Source organism: Mongoliimonas terrestris, from assembly GCF_001927285.1.
Lineage (GTDB): Bacteria > Pseudomonadota > Alphaproteobacteria > Rhizobiales > Pleomorphomonadaceae > Chthonobacter > Chthonobacter terrestris.
Genome location: NZ_MSIG01000030.1, coordinates 1 through 17,473, shown reverse-complemented (window position 1 = coordinate 17,473; position 17,473 = coordinate 1). Strand labels below are relative to the sequence as shown.

The 17,473-nt window shown below is 65.6% G+C and carries 12 protein-coding genes and 1 tRNA gene; 1 reads left to right on the top strand and 12 read right to left on the bottom strand.

Features of this window, described 5'->3' with window-relative positions; all coding sequences use genetic code 11:
- Window positions 1–98: 98 nt before the first annotated feature.
- From fusA to rpsL, 3 genes are all read right to left on the bottom strand, one after another.
- The gene (gene fusA / locus BUQ68_RS22055) at window positions 99–2,174 is read right to left on the bottom strand and encodes an elongation factor G (protein ID WP_075218198.1); all 2,076 of its coding nucleotides are present in this window, start codon (window positions 2,172–2,174) and stop codon (window positions 99–101) included.
- A 24-nt stretch (window positions 2,175–2,198) separates the two neighbouring features.
- The gene (rpsG, locus tag BUQ68_RS22050; protein ID WP_075218197.1) at window positions 2,199–2,669 is read right to left on the bottom strand and encodes a 30S ribosomal protein S7; all 471 of its coding nucleotides are present in this window, start codon (window positions 2,667–2,669) and stop codon (window positions 2,199–2,201) included.
- Window positions 2,670–2,737: 68 nt separating this feature from the next.
- On the bottom strand, window positions 2,738–3,109 hold the full coding sequence (gene rpsL / locus BUQ68_RS22045; RefSeq protein ID WP_075218196.1) for a 30S ribosomal protein S12: 372 nt from the start codon (window positions 3,107–3,109) through the stop codon (window positions 2,738–2,740).
- 571 nt (window positions 3,110–3,680) lie between these two features.
- Here rpsL and BUQ68_RS22040 point away from each other — a divergent pair.
- Entirely contained in the window at window positions 3,681–4,469 is a 789-nt protein-coding gene (locus BUQ68_RS22040) for a DUF2189 domain-containing protein (protein WP_075218195.1), read from the top strand.
- 98 nt (window positions 4,470–4,567) lie between these two features.
- Here the strand turns inward: BUQ68_RS22040 and rpoC are convergent, their stop codons facing one another.
- The 9 genes from rpoC to BUQ68_RS21995 all read right to left on the bottom strand — a co-directional run bounded on the left by rpoC (window position 4,568) and on the right by BUQ68_RS21995 (window position 17,078).
- Window positions 4,568–8,776: a DNA-directed RNA polymerase subunit beta' gene (gene rpoC / locus BUQ68_RS22035; RefSeq protein WP_075218194.1), complete on the bottom strand. Its 4,209-nt coding sequence runs from the start codon at window positions 8,774–8,776 to the stop codon at window positions 4,568–4,570.
- 329 nt (window positions 8,777–9,105) lie between these two features.
- On the bottom strand, window positions 9,106–13,242 hold the full coding sequence (gene rpoB, locus BUQ68_RS22030; protein ID WP_075218193.1) for a DNA-directed RNA polymerase subunit beta: 4,137 nt from the start codon (window positions 13,240–13,242) through the stop codon (window positions 9,106–9,108).
- Between the two features lie 242 nt (window positions 13,243–13,484).
- The gene (rplL, locus tag BUQ68_RS22025) at window positions 13,485–13,865 is read right to left on the bottom strand and encodes a 50S ribosomal protein L7/L12 (protein WP_075218192.1); all 381 of its coding nucleotides are present in this window, start codon (window positions 13,863–13,865) and stop codon (window positions 13,485–13,487) included.
- A gap of 59 nt (window positions 13,866–13,924) precedes the next feature.
- Window positions 13,925–14,443 (bottom strand): 50S ribosomal protein L10, encoded by a 519-nt coding sequence (gene rplJ, locus BUQ68_RS22020; protein ID WP_075218191.1) that lies wholly within the window; start codon window positions 14,441–14,443, stop codon window positions 13,925–13,927.
- A 430-nt stretch (window positions 14,444–14,873) separates the two neighbouring features.
- On the bottom strand, window positions 14,874–15,572 hold the full coding sequence (rplA, locus tag BUQ68_RS22015) for a 50S ribosomal protein L1 (protein ID WP_075218190.1): 699 nt from the start codon (window positions 15,570–15,572) through the stop codon (window positions 14,874–14,876).
- A gap of 5 nt (window positions 15,573–15,577) precedes the next feature.
- Window positions 15,578–16,006, bottom strand: coding sequence for a 50S ribosomal protein L11 (rplK, locus tag BUQ68_RS22010; protein ID WP_075218189.1), 429 nt, complete (start codon window positions 16,004–16,006; stop codon window positions 15,578–15,580).
- A 138-nt stretch (window positions 16,007–16,144) separates the two neighbouring features.
- Complete coding sequence (nusG, locus tag BUQ68_RS22005; protein WP_075218188.1) at window positions 16,145–16,675, bottom strand: transcription termination/antitermination protein NusG; 531 nt, start codon at window positions 16,673–16,675, stop codon at window positions 16,145–16,147.
- 28 nt (window positions 16,676–16,703) lie between these two features.
- Window positions 16,704–16,901, bottom strand: a complete 198-nt coding sequence (gene secE, locus BUQ68_RS22000; protein WP_075218187.1) for a preprotein translocase subunit SecE — start codon at window positions 16,899–16,901, stop codon at window positions 16,704–16,706.
- Between the two features lie 101 nt (window positions 16,902–17,002).
- Window positions 17,003–17,078: transfer RNA gene (locus BUQ68_RS21995), tRNA-Trp, on the bottom strand.
- Window positions 17,079–17,473: the final 395 nt, after the last annotated feature.

The window sequence follows — 17,473 nt, the reverse complement described above, 5'->3', positions numbered from 1 at the left end:
ATGTTGCAGTGCGGCTTCGTCCGCGCAAACTTTTCCTTACCCATAGGATCTCTCCATCGAATTCTTCAAGCGATGCGTCAGCGTTGCGGGTTGGCGGCTCAGGCGTACTTCGCCTGAACCTCCTGAGCGACCGCAGCCGGCACCTGCTCGTAGTGGTCGAACTGCATGGTGTAGCTGGCGCGCCCCTGGCTCATCGAACGCAGGGTGTTGACGTAGCCGAACATGTTGGCGAGCGGGACGAACGCCGTGATGACGTTCGCGTTGCCGCGCATGTCCTGGCCCTGGATCTGGCCGCGCCGCGAGTTGAGGTCGCCGATCACCGAACCGACGTACTCTTCCGGCGACACGCACTCGACCTTCATCACCGGCTCCAGAAGAGCCGGCGAGGCCTTCTCGATCGCCTCGCGAAGCGCCGCGCGGGACGCGATCTCGAAGGCGATGGCCGAGGAGTCCACCTCGTGGTAGGCGCCGTCGATCAGCTGGACCTTGACGTCCACCACCGGGAAGCCGGCGAGCGGACCGGAGGTCATGACCGAGTTCAGGCCCTTTTCGACGCCCGGGACGTATTCCTTCGGGACCACGCCGCCGATGATCTTGTTCTCGAACAGGAAGCCGGCGCCGATCTCGTTCGGCTCGACGACGAACTTCACGCGGGCGAACTGGCCGGTACCACCAGTCTGCTTCTTGTGCGTGTAGTCGATTTCGGTCTTCTTGCGGATCGTCTCGCGATAGGCCACCTGCGGGGCGCCGACATTGACCTTGATGTTGTGCGGCGCACGACGAAGGATGTCGATCTTGATGTCGAGGTGAAGCTCGCCCATCCCCTTGATGATGGTCTGGCCGGACTCCTGGTCGGTCGACACGCGGAAGGACGGATCCTCCGAGGCCAGCTTCTGCAGGGCAACGCCGAGCTTCTCCTGGTCCGACTTCGTGGCGGCCTCGACGGCCATCTCGATGACGGGGTCCGGGAACTCCATCTTCTCCAGGATCACCGGCTTCAGCGGATCGCAGAGCGTGTCGCCGGTCCGGGTCTCCTTGAGGCCCACGAAGGCGACGATGTCGCCGGCGTAGGCTTCCTCGATGTCCTCGCGCGAGTTGGCATGCATCAGAACCATGCGGCCGATGCGCTCCTTCTTCTCCTTGGTGGAGTTGAGGAGGGTGATGCCCTTCTGCAGCGAACCCGAGTAGATGCGGGCGAAGGTCAGGATGCCGAACGGATCCTCGATGATCTTGAACGCCAGCATGGAGAGCGGCTCGTCGTCGGACGAGTTGCGCACGATCTCCTGCTCGGTCTTGACGTCGATGCCCTTGGTCGGCGGCACTTCGACCGGCGACGGCAGGTAATCGACGACCGCGTCGAGGAGCGTCTGAACGCCCTTGTTCTTGAACGCCGAACCGGCAAGCACCGGAAACCACGCGGAGGTGCGGACAGCCTTGCGGATGAGCGACTTGAGGGTCGCCTCGTCCGGCATGTTTCCTTCCAAGTAGGCTTCCATGGCGGTGTCGTCGAGCTCGACGGCGGCCTCGATCAGCTCGGCGCGCGCCTCTTCGGCCCGCTCCTGCATGTCGGCCGGGATCTCTTCGTCATGGAACTTGGCGCCGAGGGACTCGTCTTCCCACACGACCGCCTTCATGCGGACGAGGTCGACGATGCCCTTGAAGTTGTTCTCCGAGCCGATCGGCAGCTGAATCGGAACCGGACGCGCGCCGAGGCGGGTACGGATGTCCGACAGGCAGTTGTCGAAGTTGGCGCCGGTCTTGTCCATCTTGTTGCAGAAGACAATCCGCGGCACCTTGTACTTGTCGCCCTGGCGCCACACGGTCTCGGTCTGCGGCTCGACGCCCTGGTTGCTGTCCAGCACGCACACGGCGCCGTCGAGCACGCGGAGCGAACGCTCCACCTCGATGGTGAAGTCCACGTGACCCGGGGTGTCGATGATGTTCAGCCGCTTGCCGTTCCAGAACGTCGTCGTGGCAGCCGAGGTGATCGTGATGCCACGCTCCTGCTCCTGCTCCATGTAGTCCATGGTCGCAGCGCCGTCGTGGACTTCGCCGATCTTATGCGACTTGCCCGAGTAGTAGAGGATGCGCTCGGTGGTCGTCGTCTTCCCGGCATCGATGTGGGCCATGATGCCGAAATTACGGTAGTCTTCGATCTTGTGCGTGCGAGCCATGGCTGTCTCTCCGCTCGAATGCCGTTACCAGCGATAGTGCGAGAACGCGCGGTTGGCCTCGGCCATCCGGTGCGTGTCTTCGCGCTTCTTCACGGCGGTGCCGCGGTTGTTGGAAGCGTCCATGAGTTCGCCGGAGAGCCGGTCGACCATGGTCTTTTCGTTGCGGCCGCGGGCGGCGGTGATCAGCCAGCGGATCGCCAGCGCCTGACGGCGCTCGGTGCGCACTTCGACCGGCACCTGGTAGGTGGCACCGCCGACGCGCCGGGACCGGACCTCGATCTGCGGCATCACGTTGTGAAGCGCTTGGTGGAACACCTGCAGCGGGTTCTGACGGGTGCGACCCTCGACCTGGTCGAGCGCGCCGTAGACGATCGCCTCGGCGACCGACTTCTTGCCGTCCTGCATGATCGAGTTCATGAACTTCGAGACGGTGAGATCCCCGAACTTCGGGTCCGGGTTGATCTCGCGCTTCTCGGCACTGTGACGACGGGACATGCCTTACGTCTCCGACTTTCTCAAAAGATGTTGATCCGAGGATCTCGTGCGGCCGGATGGCCGACGGATCACTTCGGACGCTTGGCGCCGTAGAGCGAACGGCGCTGCTTGCGGTTCTTGACGCCCTGGGTGTCGAGCACACCGCGCAGGATGTGATAGCGCACGCCCGGAAGGTCCTTCACGCGGCCGCCGCGGATCATGACCACCGAGTGCTCCTGAAGGTTATGGCCTTCACCCGGGATGTAGCCGATCACTTCGAAGCCGTTGGTCAGGCGCACCTTGGCGACCTTGCGAAGCGCCGAGTTCGGCTTCTTCGGGGTCGTGGTGTAGACGCGGGTGCACACGCCGCGCTTCTGGGGGCAGGCCTCCATGGCCGGCACCTTGTTCCGCTTCGGCGGGGCCTTCCGCGCGTTGCGGATCAGCTGGTTGATCGTCGGCATCCTAAGCCCTTCAATCTCGCGAGGCCCCGGCGCGATCTCGGATGCGCCGTGCGACCTCTTCTTCTTCACTCGCGGAACCCACTTGAGGCCGCCTTGCGGCGCCCTGCGGGGCGGTCCCAGCCCGTTTCCACTTCCCCGATTCGCTCGTCCGCACAAAACGAAGCGCACCGTTAACGTGGAAGATCCACGAACGGCGCTGGAGGAAGCAGAGGATCAACGCCCTTGTGGGACGCCGATCGTGCGTGCAACTGCTCTCACCATCGGAACCGGGATAGTGTTTAAGGACCTTTCCATCCGCCGCGAGTCGCGCTGGATGCGTGAGGCCTTACGGACCTATCCGCTCAGTGGCGCGGAACTTACTCACGACTCGCCCAAAGGTCAAGGGCGCCTTGGCGGTTTTCCCGGATCCTTGCGGTCCGCCCCGTCCAACGGGCCACATCCCCTGCCCTTTGAAAGCTCGGAACCGACCGGGACCGGGTTTCCGCGAACTTGTTACCGGAGCAGGGCCGATGGTTCAATCGGTTCAGCCGATCCGGATCGGATCGCTCGCATCCGATATCGGGGGCCCGCCATGACCGACCTCAGCCAGCCGACACCGGCCTACCGCATGCCTGTCGTGCGTCCGGTCGGCATCGACGACATCCGTGCGGCGCTTCTCGCCGGCGTGGAGGATTTTCGCCGGGCGCCGGCCTACGGCCTCTTCTTCGGGGCCATCTACGCCTTCGGCGGCCTCTTCCTGATCGTCGCGGTCTCGACCCTGGCCATGCCCTGGCTCGCCTACCCGCTCGCGGCCGGCTTCGCGCTCATCGGACCGTTCGTGGCGGTCGGGCTCTACGAGGTGAGCCGGCGCCTGGAACTGGGCCTGCCGCTCGGCTGGGGCGTGGTGCTCGGTGCCGTCTATGCCCAGAGCGGTCGGCAACTCGCCCAGATGGCTTTCGTGACACTCTTCGTCTTCCTGATGTGGATGTACCAGATCCGCCTGCTGCTCGCGCTCTTCCTCGGCTTCCAGTCCTTCTCCAGCTTGGGCGGCTTCCTGACGGTGATCTTCACGACCGTGGACGGCTGGCTATTCCTGGCGGTCGGCCATGTGGTGGGCGCCGCGCTCGCCATCCTGGTCTTCTCGCTGACGGTGATCTCCTTCCCGCTCCTCCTCGACCGGGACGCCGACGTGGTGACGGCGATGATCACCAGCGTGAAGACGGTCGTGACCAGCCCCAAGCCGATGATCGCCTGGGCGGCGGTGGTGGTGGCGACACTGATCGTCTCCGCCGTGCCGATGATGCTGGGGCTTCTGATAACCCTCCCCATCCTCGGCCACACGACGTGGCACCTCTACAGGCGGGCGGTGGAGCCGGCGTGACGGAGTGGGCCGACAGTTCGGACACAGAAAAGAAAGGGGCCGCGGCTGATGCCGCGGCCCCTTGATCGTTCAGGCGATTTCCCCGATCAGGACCCCGCTCACTCGGCCGCGGAGGGCGTCGTGGCGAGTTCGCCGACGGGGGTCTGGCCGCCCTCGCCGAGAGCGTCCTTGCGGCGCTCGTCGAGGATGAGCTCGTCGCGACGGGTCGCGACCTGGCGGATCTTGGACATCATGCCGCCGGTGCCGGCCGGGATGAGGCGGCCGACGATGACGTTCTCCTTCAGGCCTTCCAGCGTGTCGGCCTTACCGTTGACCGCCGCCTCGGTGAGGACGCGGGTGGTCTCCTGGAAGGACGCCGCCGAGATGAAGGACCGGGTCTGCAGCGACGCCTTGGTGATGCCAAGGAGCACCGGATGGGCGACGGCGGGCTTCTTGCCCTCCTCGACCACCTTGGCGTTGATGTCGTCGAACTCGATCCGGTCCACCTGGTCGCCGCCCATCAGGTCGGTGTCGCCACCTTCGGTGACTTCGACCTTCTGGAGCATCTGGCGGACGATCACCTCGATGTGCTTGTCGTTGATGACCACGCCCTGGAGCCGGTAGACCTCCTGGATCTCGTTGACGAGGTAGGCCGCGAGAGCCTCCACGCCCTTGATCGCCAGGATGTCATGCGGCGCCGGGTTGCCGTCGACGATGTAGTCGCCCTTCTCCACGATGTCGCCTTCCTGCAGATGGAAGTGCTTGCCCTTCGGGATCAGGTACTCGCGCGGCTCCAGAGAGGCGTCGTGCGGCTCGATGATGACGCGACGCTTGTTCTTGTAGTCGCGGCCGAAGCGGATCGTGCCGTCGATCTCGGCGATGATGGCGTGATCCTTCGGACGACGCGCCTCGAACAGCTCCGCCACGCGCGGCAGACCGCCCGTGATGTCGCGGGTCTTGGCGCTTTCCAGCGGGATACGCGCCAGCACGTCGCCGGCACGGACCGTCGAGCCCGGCTCCACCGAGAGGATGGAGTCCACCGACAGCTGGTAGCGCGCGTCGCCGCCCTTGGAGAGCTTGAGCGGCTTGCCGTCCGAGCCCTTGATCACCATCGAGGGCTTCAGGTCGGACGTGCGCGACGAGCCGCGCCAGTCGATGACCACGCGCTTGGTGATGCCGGTCGCCTCGTCGGTCGTCTCCGACACGGACGCGCCTTCCACCAGATCCTCGTAGCCGACAATGCCTTCCACTTCGGTCAGCACCGGGCGGGTGTAGGGATCCCACTCGGCGATGCGCTGGCCGCGGCGGATCTTGTCGCCATCGTCCACGTGCAGGCGGGCACCGTAGACAACGCGGTGGGTCGAGCGCTCGTTGCCGGCCTCGTCCACCACCACGACCGCGAGGTTGCGGCCCATGGCGATGAGCTTGCCGTCAGAGTCACGCACCACGTTGCGGTTGCGGATCTTGATGGTGCCCTCGAAGTTGGACTCGATGAAGGACGAGTCCACCACCTGCGCCGTCCCGCCGATGTGGAAGGTGCGCATGGTGAGCTGGGTGCCCGGCTCGCCGATGGACTGGGCCGCGATCACGCCGACGGCCTCGCCCATGTTGACGGGCGTGCCGCGCGCCAGATCGCGACCATAGCACTTGGCGCAGACGCCCACCTTGGTCTGACAGGTGAGCACCGAGCGGATCTTGACAGACTGGACGCCAGCCTTCTCGACCTTCTCGACGTCGCGCTCCTCGATCAGCTTGCCCTTCGGCACCACCACCTCGCCGGTCGCCGGGACGAGGATGTCCTCCGCGGCGGTACGGCCGAGAATGCGGGCGCCGAGCGTGGCGACCACCTGGCCGGCGTCGACGATCGCCTGCATGCGCAGGCCCTCGTCGGCCGCGCCGCAGTCCACCTCGGTGATGATGCAGTCCTGCGCCACGTCGACGAGACGACGGGTCAGGTAGCCCGAGTTGGCGGTCTTCAGGGCGGTGTCGGCCAGACCCTTGCGGGCGCCGTGCGTCGAGTTGAAGTACTCGAGCACGGAGAGGCCTTCCTTGAAGTTCGAGATGATCGGCGTCTCGATGATCTCGCCCGACGGCTTGGCCATGAGGCCGCGCATGCCGGCGAGCTGCTTCATCTGCGCCGGCGAACCGCGGGCGCCCGAGTGGCTCATCATGTAGATGGAGTTCATCTTCATGGTGCGGCCGGCATCGTCCTTCCGCACGGCCGAGATGCGCTTCATCATCTCGTCGGCGACACGGTCGGTGCACTTGGCCCAGGCGTCGACCACCTTGTTGTACTTCTCGCCCTGGGTGATCAGGCCGTCGGAGTACTGCTGCTCGTAGTCGTTCACCAGCGAGCGGGTCTCCTCGACCAGCTTGGCCTTGGTGTCCGGGATCACCATGTCGTCCTTGCCGAACGAGATGCCCGCGCGGCAGGCCTCGCGGAAGCCGAGCGCCATGATGCGATCGCAGAAGATGACCGATTCCTTCTGACCGCAATGCCGGTACACGGCATCGATCATCGCGGAGATCTTCTTCTTCGTCATCAGCTCGTTGCAGACGTCGAACGGCACGTTGTGATGCTTGGGCAGCAGCTGCCCGATCATCATACGGCCCGGCGTGGTCTCGTAGATCTTGGAGACCGGGTTGCCGTCCTTGTCGATGGTCTTGAAGCGACCGCGCACCTTGGTGTGCAGGGTCACGGTCTTGGTGTCGAGCGCGTGCTGGAGCTCGCCCATGTCGGCGAACGCCATGTTCTCGCCGGGCTCGCCGTCGTTCATGATCGACAGATAGTAGAGGCCGAGCACGATATCCTGCGACGGCACGATGATCGGCGAACCGTTGGCCGGGTGCAGGATGTTGTTGGTCGACATCATTAGCACGCGCGCTTCCAGCTGCGCTTCGAGCGACAGCGGAACGTGCACGGCCATCTGGTCACCGTCGAAGTCGGCGTTGAAGGCCGAGCAGACGAGCGGATGCAGCTGGATCGCCTTGCCTTCGATGAGGACCGGCTCGAACGCCTGGATGCCGAGGCGGTGCAGCGTCGGGGCGCGGTTCAGCATCACCGGATGCTCGCGGATCACCTCGTCGAGGATGTCCCAGACCTCGGGGCGCTCCTTCTCGACGAGCTTCTTCGCCTGCTTCACGGTGGACGAGTAGCCCTTGGCGTCGAGCCGCGAGTAGATGAACGGCTTGAAGAGCTCGAGCGCCATCTTCTTCGGCAGGCCGCACTGGTGCAGCTTCATTTCCGGGCCGACCACGATGACCGAGCGGCCGGAGTAGTCGACGCGCTTGCCGAGGAGGTTCTGGCGGAAGCGGCCCTGCTTGCCCTTCAGCATGTCGGAGAGCGACTTCAGCGGACGCTTGTTGGCGCCCGTGATGACGCGGCCGCGCCGGCCGTTGTCGAACAGCGCGTCCACCGCCTCCTGGAGCATGCGCTTCTCGTTCCGGATGATGATGTCCGGCGCACGCAGCTCGATGAGGCGCTTCAGGCGGTTGTTGCGGTTGATGACGCGGCGGTAGAGGTCGTTCAGGTCGGACGTGGCGAAGCGGCCGCCGTCCAGCGGGACGAGCGGGCGCAGGTCCGGCGGGATGACCGGGATCACCGACATGACCATCCACTCCGGCTTGTTGCCGGACTGGATGAAGGCCTCGATGATGTTCACGCGCTTGGCGAGCTTCTTGGGCTTAAGCTCCGAGGTGGACTCGGAGATCTCGATGCGCAGCTTCTCGGCGAGCTTGGCGAGATCGAGCGACTGCAGCAGCTCGCGGATCGCCTCCGCGCCGATGAGGGCGGTGAAGCTGTCGTCGCCGTACTCGTCCTGGGCACGGATGTAATCCTCCTCAGACAGAAGCTGGTGCAGCTTCAGCGGGGTGAGGCCGGGCTCCGTGACCACGTAGTTTTCGAAGTAGAGGATCCGCTCCAGGTCCTTCAGCGGCATGTCGAGCAGGAGACCGATCCGGCTCGGCAGCGACTTCAGGAACCAGATGTGGGCGACCGGCGCGGCGAGCTCGATGTGGCCCATGCGCTCGCGGCGCACCCGCGACAGGGTGACCTCGACGCCACACTTCTCGCAGATGACGCCCTTGTACTTCATGCGCTTGTACTTGCCGCACAGGCACTCGTAGTCCTTGATCGGCCCGAAGATGCGCGCGCAGAACAGACCGTCACGCTCCGGCTTGAACGTGCGGTAGTTGATGGTCTCGGGCTTCTTGATCTCGCCGTAGGACCAGGAAAGGATCTTTTCCGGGCTCGCGATCGAGATCTTGATCTGATCGAACGTCTGAACAGGAGCCTGCGGGTTGAAAAGGTTCATGACCTCTTGATTCATCGGCTCTCTCTCCTCAAGGGCAGGTCCGGATCCGGCGCAAAGGGCGCTCGTGGACGGACTGCCGGAATTCCGGGTCGCGGTCTCGGTACGCGCGGTGGTCTCACGCGAAGTCTTGGCGATCGCGGCGGCGGGGGCCGCGGTCGCCGGAACGGCGTCTGCTGGCGGACGTCCTGGAACATTCTCCGATCAAGTTGCCTGACTTGATCGATGAGAGAATGCTTCAGGATTATGGTCCTGGAGCGATTTCTGACGATTTCGTCAGGTCGGAAAGCGCTCTAGGACGAAAATCCGGCAGCCTCACGTCGTTCATGTGGTCTTGGCGCGGCGGATCACTCCGCCGCGTCCGCGGGCCGGTCGGCGTCGTTGGCCAGCCGGTCCTTGGAATTGATCAGCTCGACGTTGAGACCGAGCGAGCGCATTTCCTTCACGAGCACGTTGAAGCTTTCCGGGATGCCGGCCTCGAAGCTGTCGTCGCCGCGGACGATCGCCTCGTAGACCTTGGTGCGGCCGGCCACGTCGTCCGACTTCACCGTCAGCATCTCCTGCAGCGTGTAGGCCGCGCCGTAGGCTTCGAGTGCCCAGACCTCCATCTCGCCGAAGCGCTGGCCACCGAACTGCGCCTTGCCGCCCAGCGGCTGCTGGGTGACGAGCGAGTAGGGGCCGATGGAGCGGGCGTGGATCTTGTCGTCCACCAGATGATGCAGCTTCAGCATGTAGATGTAGCCGACAGTCACCTTGCGGTCGAAACTCTCGCCCGTGCGCCCGTCATAGAGGGTCACCTGACCCGACCGGTCGAGACCGGCAAGATCCAGGAGCTCCACGATGTCCGGCTCGCGCGCGCCGTCGAACACCGGCGTGGCGATCGAGACGCCGCGCCGCACCTGCTCGGCAAGGCGCACGACGGACTCGTCGTCGAACTCGCGCACCTTCTCGGTCTTGGTCGAGCCCTCGAAGGTCTCCGCGATGCCGGCCCGCAGTTCGGCGATCTCGCCGGAGCGCCGGTAGGCGTCCAGCATCTCGCCGATCCGGCGGCCCATGCCCGCGCAAGCCCAGCCCAGATGGGTCTCCAGGATCTGCCCCACGTTCATGCGCGACGGCACGCCGAGCGGGTTGAGCACGATGTCCACGTGGGTGCCGTCCTCAAGGAACGGCATGTCCTCCACCGGGACAATGCGCGAAACCACGCCCTTGTTGCCATGCCGGCCGGCCATCTTGTCGCCCGGCTGGATCTTGCGCTTCACCGCGACGAAGACCTTGACCATCTTCATCACGCCCGGGGGCAGTTCGTCGCCCCGCTGCAGCTTCTCCACCTTGTCGATGAAGCGCTGCTCCAGGCGCTTGCGGCTCTCGTCATACTGCTTGCGCAGGGCCTCGATCTCGCTCATCGCCTGGTCGTCGGCGACCGCGAACTGCCACCACTGCGACCGGGGATACTCGTCCAGGCGCTCCTGGTCGATCTCCTGGTCCTTGCGGAAGTTCTTCGGGCCGGCGATGCCGACCTTGCCCATGAGCATGTCGCGCAGGCGGCCGTAGACGTTGCGGTCGAGGATCGCCTGCTCGTCGTCGCGGTCCTTGGCGAGGCGCTCGATCTCCTCGCGCTCGATCGCCATGGCGCGCTCGTCCTTCTCCACGCCGTGGCGGTTGAAGACGCGCACTTCCACGACGGTGCCGGTCACGCCCGGGGGAACACGGAGCGAGGTGTCGCGCACGTCGGAGGCCTTCTCGCCGAAGATGGCGCGGAGGAGCTTCTCCTCCGGCGTCATCGGGCTCTCGCCCTTCGGCGTGATCTTGCCGACGAGGATGTCGCCCGCCTGCACCTCGGCACCGATGTAGACGATGCCGGCCTCGTCCATGTTCTTCAGCGCCTCTTCCGACACGTTCGGAATGTCGCGCGTAATCTCCTCCGGACCCAGCTTGGTGTCGCGGGCCATCACCTCGAACTCCTCGATGTGGATCGAGGTGAAGACGTCGTCGGAGACGATCTTCTCGGAGAGGAGGATGGAGTCCTCGAAGTTGTAGCCGTTCCAGGGCATGAAGGCGACGAGCACGTTCCGGCCGAGGGCCAGATCGCCGAGGTCGGTCGACGGACCGTCCGCGATGATGTCGCCCTTGGCGATCACGTCACCCACGCGCACCAGCGGACGCTGGTTGATGCAGGTGTTCTGGTTCGACCGCTGGAACTTCATCAGCCGGTAGATGTCGACGCCCGACTTGGTGGGGTCGAGGTCGGCGGTCGCCCGGATGACGATACGGGTCGCGTCCACCTGGTCGACCACGCCGGACCGGCGGGCGCCGATGGCCGCGCCGGAATCGCGCGCCACCACCGGCTCCATGCCGGTGCCGACGAACGGCGCCTCGGCGCGCACCAGCGGCACGGCCTGACGCTGCATGTTCGAGCCCATGAGGGCGCGGTTGGCGTCGTCGTTCTCAAGGAACGGGATGAGCGCCGCGGCGACCGAGACGAGCTGCTTCGGCGACACGTCCATGGCGTCGACGCGCTCGCGCGGCACCTGGGCCACATCGCCGGCGTGGCGGCAGATGACGAATTCGCTGACGAAGTGGCCTTCGGCGTCGAGCTCGGCGTTCGCCTGGGCGACCGTGTACTTGCTCTCCTCCATGGCCGACAGGTAGACGACCTGGTCGGTCACGCGGCCGTCCACGACCTTGCGGTACGGGCTCTCGATGAAACCGTACTTGTTGACGCGAGCGAAGGTGGCGAGCGAGTTGATCAGACCGATGTTCGGGCCTTCCGGCGTCTCGATCGGGCAGATGCGGCCGTAGTGGGTCGGGTGGACGTCGCGCACCTCGAAGCCGGCGCGCTCACGGGTGAGACCACCCGGTCCGAGCGCCGAGAGACGCCGCTTGTGCGTGATCTCGGAGAGCGGGTTGGTCTGGTCCATGAACTGCGACAGCTGCGACGAGCCGAAGAACTCGCGCACGGCGGCCGCCGCGGGCTTCGCGTTGATCAGGTCCTGCGGCATCACGGTGTCGATGTCGACGGACGACATGCGCTCCTTGATGGCGCGCTCCATGCGCAGAAGACCGACGCGGTACTGGTTCTCCATCAGCTCGCCGACCGAACGCACGCGCCGGTTGCCGAGGTTGTCGATGTCGTCGATCTCGCCCTTGCCGTCGCGCAGCTCCAATAGCGTGCGGATGACGGCGAGGATGTCCTCCTTGCGCAGGACGCGCACCGTGTCCGGGCACTGGAGGTCCAGGCGCATGTTCATCTTCACGCGGCCGACGGCGGAGAGGTCGTAGCGCTCCGCGTCGAAGAAGAGCGACTGGAACATGGCCTCCGCCGTGTCGATGGTCGGGGGCTCGCCCGGACGCATGACGCGGTAGATGTCGAACAGGGCCTCCTCGCGCGTCGCGTTCTTGTCGACCGCGAGCGTGTTGCGGATGTAGGGACCCGTGTTGACGTGGTCGATGTCGAGCAGCGACAGCTCGGTGTAGCCGAGGTCGATCAGCTGGGCGAGCATCTTGGCGGTGATCTCGTCGCCGGCTTCGGCGTAGATCTCGCCGGTGCCGAAGTTCACCACGTCGTCCGCGAGGTACATGCCCTCGAGGTCCTCGTCGGTGACCTTCAGCGCCTTCAGGCCCTTGTCGGCGAGCTGACGGGCGGAGCGCGCGGTGAGCTTGCGGCCAGCCTCGACCACGACTTCGCCGGTGTCGGCGTCGATCAGGTCGCCGATCGCCTTCATGCCCTTCATGCGCTGCGCGTCGAACGGCATGCGCCAGCCGTCCTTGTCGCGGGTGTACTCGATCTTGTTGTAGAAGGTGTTGAGGATCTCCTCGCCGTCGAGCCCGAGCGCGAACAGCAGCGACGTCACCGGGATCTTCCGGCGACGGTCGATGCGCGCGTAGACGATGTCCTTGGCGTCGAACTCGATGTCGAGCCAGGACCCGCGGTACGGGATGATGCGGGCGGCGAACAGGAGCTTGCCCGACGAGTGGGTCTTGCCCTTGTCGTGGTCGAAAAAGACGCCCGGCGAGCGGTGCATCTGAGAGACGATCACGCGCTCGGTGCCGTTGACGATGAAGGTGCCGTTGTCCGTCATGAGCGGCATGTCGCCCATGTAGACGTCCTGCTCCTTGATGTCCTTGACGGATTTGGCGCCGGTATCCTCGTCCACATCGAACACGATGAGGCGCAGGGTCACCTTCAGCGGCGCGGAGAAGGTCATCCCGCGCTGCCGGCACTCGTCCACGTCATACTTCGGCGGCTCGAACTCGTAGCGCACGAACTCCAGGAATGCGGTTCCGGCGAAGTCCGAGATCGGGAACACGGACTTGAAGACGGACTGGAGTCCTTCTTCCGGCCGGCCGCCGTTCGGCTCGTCGATCAAGAGGAACTGGTCATAGGACGCCTTCTGAACCTCGATGAGGTTCGGCATCTCAGCGACTTCGCGGATATCTCCGAAGAATTTCCGGATCCGCCTGCGGCCGTTGAACGTCTGCGCCATCGCTTCCCTCGTATCATCCGGATCGGCTGTCCGGAACCTTGCGCCTTGACGAGCGTCGTCTCGGTCAAGGCGGACAAGGCTCGGGGCAGCCCGATCATCTCTGCGTCGTCACCGACGCGTCACTTCAATGCGCGCGCCTGACGCGGCGCGCTTCATGCGACGTTCCCGGGCACCATTCCGGGACACGGATGCGCGGGCGGCCCGTTCCACGAGCCGCCCACGCGATCTTCGGCGAAGGTCGATTACTTGACGTCGACCTTGGCGCCGGCTTCCTCGAGCTGCTTGCGGATCTTGGCAGCCTCGTCCTTGGACACGGCTTCCTTGACCGCCTTCGGAGCGCCCTCGACCAGGTCCTTGGCTTCCTTGAGGCCAAGGCCGGTGATCGCGCGCACTTCCTTGATCACGTTGATCTTCTTGTCGCCGGCATCGGTCAGGATGACGTCGAACTCGGTCTTCTCTTCCTCGACCGCGGCCGGAGCCGCAGCGCCGCCGCCGGCAGCCGCCACGGCGACCGGAGCGGCGGCGGAGACGCCCCACTTCTCTTCGAGCATCTTGGAGAGCTCGGCGGCCTCCAGGACGGTCAGGGACGACAGCTCTTCAACCAGCTTGCTGAGATCAGCCATTTTACGAGTTCCTTAACAGAGTAGGTTCGAACACTGGATCTTGTTCAGGTCGAACGGCCTCACGCCGCTTCGTCCTTCTTGGCATAGGCCCCGAAAACGCGGGCGAGCTGTGCCGCCGGCGCCTGGACGACGCCTGCGATGCGGGTGGCGGGGGTCTGGATCATGCCCACCAGCTTCGCGCGCAGTTCGTCGAGCGACGGCATGGTGGCCAGAGCCTTCACGCCGTTCGGGTCCAGATTGGTCCGCCCCATCGCGCCGCCGAGAATGACGAGCTTGTCATTCGTCTTGGCGTAATCGGACACGACCTTGGGCGCCGCCACCGGGTCCGCCGAATAGGCGATGACCGTCGGACCCTTGAAGAGGTCCGCGATGTGGGCGGCATCCGTGCCTTGAAGAGCAAGCTTGGCGAGGCGGTTCTTTGCGACCTTGACCTTGCCGCCTGCGTCCTTCATGCGGGCGCGCAGCACCTGCAGGTCGGCGACGGTAAGGCCTTGGTAGTGGGCGACGACGATCACACCCGCGTCCTTGAACGAGGTGTTGAGCGTCGCGACCAGTTCGCGCTTTTCCGCTCTTTCCACTGCCTGTCTCCAGTTGACGACGAGGGCTCATTCCCCCGCCGCCGGTTTGCCATTGCCACCGGACGATGATCCCCTCCGGCTTCTCGCGAAGCCCTCAAGGCGTCCAGCGACGCTCGCGTGCCTGTCCGCCAGCCCGCCCGGAGGATCCGGTCGGCAACGGCAAGAGTGTTCGAACCGCCCTCCCGCGCGCCTCGCGGCGCTCGAAAATTCGGCAACTCCACTCCCGTCTCATGCAGGCCCCAGCCAGTCCGCCGCCCGTAAAAGCGGTGATGGACCGGCCCGGAACGGCTTAGGCCAGACCCGAAGGTCCGGTACCTGCAGTCTCGGACAGGTTTTGGCCCACGGAGACAACCCTCATCTGAGGATCGTCCCCGTCGGCCGGGTCACCCGCCGGTCGCCCGGCGGGAAGTCAGGATCCGTTCCCCGGGGCTCAGCCCTGGGCGACGGACGAAAGTTCAACCTTCAGGCCCGGGCCCATGGTGGAGGACACCGAGATGCGCTGAAGATAGACGCCCTTGGCGCCGGTCGGCCGGGCCTTCTGCACCGCGTCGATGAAGGCGCGGATGTTCTCGGCCAGCGCGTCGGCGCCGAACGAGACCTTGCCGACGCCCGCATGGACGATGCCGGCCTTCTCGACGCGGAACTCCACGGCGCCGCCCTTGGCGGCCTTGACCGCGCCGGCGACATCCTGGGAGACCGTGCCGACCTTCGGGTTCGGCATCAGGCCGCGCGGACCGAGCACCTTGCCGAGGCGGCCGACGAGCGGCATCATGTCCGGCGTGGCGATCACGCGGTCGAAGTCGATGGTGCCGCCCTGGATGGTCTCAACCAGGTCCTCGGCTCCGACGATGTCCGCGCCGGCGGCCTTGGCTTCGTCAGCCTTGGCACCACGGGCGAACACGGCGACGCGCACGGTGCGGCCGGTGCCGTTCGGCAGCTGGCACACGCCGCGGACCATCTGGTCCGCGTGGCGCGGGTCGACGCCGAGGTTGATGGCGAGCTCGACGGTCTCGTCGAACTTGGCGGTGGCCCGCTCCTTGACGAGGCCGAGGGCCTCGGTCAGCGGATAGAGCTTGTTCGGGTCGAGCCCGGCGCGGGTGGCCGCGAGGCGCTTTGCGATCTTCGGCATCCGCGTTACTCCACGACCTCAAGGCCCATGGAGCGGGCGGAGCCCTCGACCATGAGCGCAGCTGCATCGACGGTGTCGGTGTTGAGGTCGGCGAGCTTCTTCTCGGCGATCTCACGCACCTGCGCCCGGGTCACGGACCCGGCGGCACCCTTGCCCGGGGTCTTCGACCCGGAGGTGACGCCAGCGGCCTGCTTCAGGAAGTAGGAAACCGGCGGGGTCTTCAGCTTGAAGGTGAAGGAGCGGTCCGCGTAGATCGTGAACTGGACGGGGATGGGCATCCCCTTTTCCATGCCCTGCGTCTGCGCGTTGAACGCCTTGCAGAATTCCATGATGTTGAGGCCGCGCTGACCCAGCGCGGGACCGATCGGGGGCGACGGGGTCGCCGAGCCGGCCTTTACCTGAAGCTTCAGGTAGCCGGTAATCTTCTTCGCCATTGACGTGCTCCTGTTCAGAACCGGGGCTTGGGGCCCGCGGACGGAGGTCGTGGTCAAGACCCCTGGTTCTGCCGGCGATCAGCAGAGAGGATCTCCCACGGGGTTCGGCCGGCCCGCGAGGGGGTGGCCGTATGACGGTCAGACCTTTTCGACCTGGCCGTATTCCAGTTCGACCGGGGTGGCGCGGCCGAAGATCGACACCGCCACCTTGAGGCGGGACCGTTCCTCGTCGACCTCTTCCACTAGGCCGTTGAAGGAGGCGAACGGGCCGTCGGAGACGCGCACCTGCTCGCCGATCTCGAAGGTGACCGACGGCTTGGGACGCTCGACGCCCTCCTCCACCTGGTGGAGGATGCGTTCCGCCTCGCGGTCGGGGATCGGGACGGGCTTGCTGTCGCTGCCCAGGAACCCGGTCACCTTCGGGGTGTTCTTGATGAGGTGGTAGGCCTCGTCCGTCATGTCCATGCGCACGAGGACGTAGCCGGGGAAGAACTTGCGCTCGGCGTTGACCTTGCGGCCGCGGCGCACTTCCACCACGCTCTCGGTCGGCACCAGGATCTGCTCGAACAGGTGTTCGAGACCGCGCTGCGCCGCCTGTTCGCGAATGCTGTCCGCCACCTTCTTCTCGAAGTTGGAATAGGCGTGGACGATGTACCAGCGTTTGGCCATGATGCGTGTTCCTTCGCCGCTCTGAACGTCAGCCGCCGACGCCGAGCAGCAGCCCGACTCCAAACGCGAGGATCTGGTCGACGAGCAGGAAGAAGACAGCCGCGACCGCCGCCATGATGAACACCATGGTGGTCGTGATCGCCGTCTCGCGCCGGGTCGGCCACGTCACCTTCGCGGCCTCGGAGCGCACCTGCTGCAGGAACTGTATTGGGTTGGTCTTGGCCATCCGCCCGCTCATGACAGTCGGGCGCGCAGGAGCCTGGCCCAGCGCGCCTCGATCAGGAAACTGTTATCTATAGCGTCCGGGCCAGCCGCGCAAGGGCGAAATGGCAGGGGCAGCAGGGCTCGAACCTACGACCTGCGGTTTTGGAGACCGCCGCTCTACCAACTGAGCTATACCCCTCCGAAGTCCGCTTCACGCGAACCCGAAACGCTTATATCCGAACCGGTGCGCCGATCAAGCGCTTCCGCGCCGTTCTTCTTGCCGATTCTGGCCCCGGCGGCAAGCCGCCGAAGCAATTTTCGTGTGGACTGCCGCGACGCGGTCAAGCGGACCTGACCCTGCGATGCAGCCCGAGGCGGACCGGCCGAAGCTGGTCCGATCCGGATCACTCGATGCCCATCCGAGGCGGGCCGGCGAACGCCAGTCCGCGCCGGATTACTCGATGCCCATCCGAGGCGGACCGGCGGAAGGCCGGTCCGAGCCGGATCACTCGATGCCCATCCGCGGCGGGCCGGCGAACGCCGGTCCGGGCCGGATCACTCGATAATGGACGCGACCACGCCCGCACCGACGGT